General features: G+C 48.8%; 1 rRNA gene. It reads left to right on the top strand.

The window, feature by feature from the left end:
* Positions 1-10: 10 nt before the first annotated feature.
* A 23S ribosomal RNA gene (locus TICRE_RS09975) occupies positions 11-2,953 on the top strand; the annotation flags it as partial.

Genomic DNA, 2,953 nt, shown 5'->3' with positions numbered 1-2,953 from the left:
TTAAAAATTAGGTCAAGTTATTAAGAGCATAGGGCGAATGCCTTGGCACCAAGAGCCGATGAAGGACGGGATAAGCACCGATATGCTTCGGGGAGTCGCAAATAGACACTGATCCGGAGATTTCCGAATGGGGAAACCCACTTGAGCAACCCTCAAGTATCAAGCGCTGAATAAAATAGGCGCTTAGAAGGAAGACCAGGGGAACTGAAACATCTAAGTACCCTGAGGAAGAGAAAGAAAATTCGATTTCCTAAGTAGCGGCGAGCGAACGGGAAACAGCCCAAACCGTATTTATACGGGGTTAAGGACAGAGCAAAGGATGTAATATTAGTAGACGAAGGGTCTGGGAAGATCTACCAAAGAGAGTGATAGTCTCGTAGTCGAAATTAATATTACACAGGCTCTTGATCCAGAGTACCACGGGACACGAGAAATCCTGTGGGAAGTAGGGGGGACCACCCCCCAAGGCTAAATACTCCTTGGTGACCGATAGTGAAGTAGTACCGTGAGGGAAAGGTGAAAAGAACCCCGGAAGGGGAGTGAAATAGAATCTGAAACCCTATGCTTACAAGCAGTGGAAGCACTTTTTATGTGTAACCACGTACTTTTTGTAGAACGGGCCAGCGAGTTATGGTATAGAGCAAGGTTAAGAAGTTAAGCTTCGGAGCCGTAGCGAAAGCAAGTCTTAATAGGGCGATTATAGTTCTATGCCATAGACCCGAAACTGAGTGATCTATCCATGGGCAGAGTGAAGTTTTAGTAAAATAAAATGGAGGCTCGAACCGGGTAACGTTTAAAAGTTATCGGATGACCTGTGGATAGGGGTGAAAAGCCAATCGAACTCAGAGATAGCTGGTTCTCCTCGAAATAGCTTTAGGGCTAGCCTCAAGGAAATAGTGATATGGAGGTAGAGCACTGAATGGTCTAGGGGCGCACAAGCGTTACCAAAACCTATCAAACTCCGAATGCCATAATCATAACCTTGGGAGTCAGACTGTGTGGGATAAGCTTCACAGTCAAAAGGGAAACAGCCCAGACCACCAGCTAAGGTCCCCAAATCCAAATTAAGTGTGAAAGGATGTGGAGTTTCACAGACAACCAGGATGTTGGCTTAGAAGCAGCCATACATTTAAAGAGTGCGTAATAGCTCACTGGTCGAGAGATTCTGCGCCGAAGATTTCCGGGGCTAAAATTTGGTACCGAAGCTGTGGATTGTAACTTTAGTTACAGTGGTAGAGGAGCATCGTGTGTTGGGAAGAAGGTATACCGAAAGGAGTGCTGGACTACACACGAGAGAGAATGCTGGCATAAGTAGCGAGAGGTGAGTGAGAATCTCACCCGTCGAAAGCCTAAGGTTTCCTGAGGAAGGCTCGTCCACTCAGGGTAAGTCGGGGCCTAAGCCAAGCCCGAAAGGGGTAGGCGATGGACAACAGGTTATAATTCCTGTACTAGTAATTTGCGTTTGAAAGATGGGGTGACGCAGAAGGATAAGCTTTGCGCACAGTTGGTGATGCGTCTAAACACGTAGGAAGAGTGGATAGGAAAATCCGTTCACTCATATTCCAAGGTGTGATGGGGATCGAAAAACAAGTAGAGAAGTAGCTGATTCCACACTGCCAAGAAAAGCCTCTATTGAGTAAATTACTACCCGTACCGCAAACCGACACAGGTAGGCGAGGAGAGTATCCTAAGACGAGCGGAAGAACCTTTGTTAAGGAACTCGGCAAAATAACCCCGTAACTTCGGGAGAAGGGGTGCCACGTAAGGATAGGCGCATGCCGCCGAAAGAACACGTGGCCGCAGTGAATAGGCCCAAGCGACTGTTTACCAAAAACACAAGTCTCTGCTAAGTCGAAAGACGAAGTATAGGGGCTGACACCTGCCCGGTGCTGGAAGGTTAAGGGGAAGGGTTAATGACTTCGGTCATGAAGCCTAGAACTTAAGCCCCAGTAAACGGCGGCCGTAACTATAACGGTCCTAAGGTAGCGAAATTCCTTGTCGGGTAAGTTCCGACCCGCACGAAAGGTGTAACGATTTGGGCACTGTCTCAACAAAGGATCCGGTGAAATTGTAGTATACGTGAAGATGCGTATTACCCGCGACAGGACGGAAAGACCCCGTGGAGCTTTACTGCAGGCTGATATTGGATTTCGGTATTACATGTACAGAATAGGTGGGAGGCTTTGAAGCTAGGGCGCCAGTCTTAGTGGAGCCACAAGTGGGATACCACTCTTGTGATGCTGAAATTCTAACCTGGTACCATGAAACTGGTACAGGGACACTGTCAGTTGGGCAGTTTGACTGGGGCGGTCGCCTCCTAAAGAGTAACGGAGGCGCTCAAAGGTTTCCTCAGCACGGTCGGAAATCGTGCGAAGAGTGCAAAGGCAAAAGGAAGCTTAACTGCGACACCTACAAGTGGAGCAGAAACGAAAGTTGGACTTAGTGATCCGGTGGTACCGCGTGGAAGGGCCATCGCTCAACGGATAAAAGCTACCCCGGGGATAACAGGCTTATCTCCCCCAAGAGTCCACATCGACGGGGAGGTTTGGCACCTCGATGTCGGCTCGTCTCATCCTGGGGCTGAAGTAGGTCCCAAGGGTTGGGCTGTTCGCCCATTAAAGAGGCACGCGAGCTGGGTTCAGAACGTCGTGAGACAGTTCGGTCCCTATCCGTCGTGGGCGTAGGAAATTTGAGAGGAGCTGTCCTTAGTACGAGAGGACCGGGATGGACGAACCTCTGGTGTATCAGTTGTCTTGCCAAAGGCATGGCTGAGTAGCTAAGTTCGGACGGGATAAGTGCTGAAGGCATCTAAGCACGAAGCCCCCCTCAAGATAAGATTTCCCATCATCATTAGATGAGTAAGACTCCAGGAAGACCACCTGGTTGATAGGTCTCAGGTAGAAGGATAGCAATATCTGTAGCTTAGAGATACTAATAAGTCGAGGACTTGACC

It is taken from the genome of Tissierella creatinophila DSM 6911 (assembly GCF_001940565.1).
Lineage (GTDB): Bacteria > Bacillota > Clostridia > Tissierellales > Tissierellaceae > Tissierella_A > Tissierella_A creatinophila.
The sequence above is the reverse complement of the archived record's forward strand: the minus strand, read 5'-3'. Positions and strand labels throughout refer to the sequence as shown.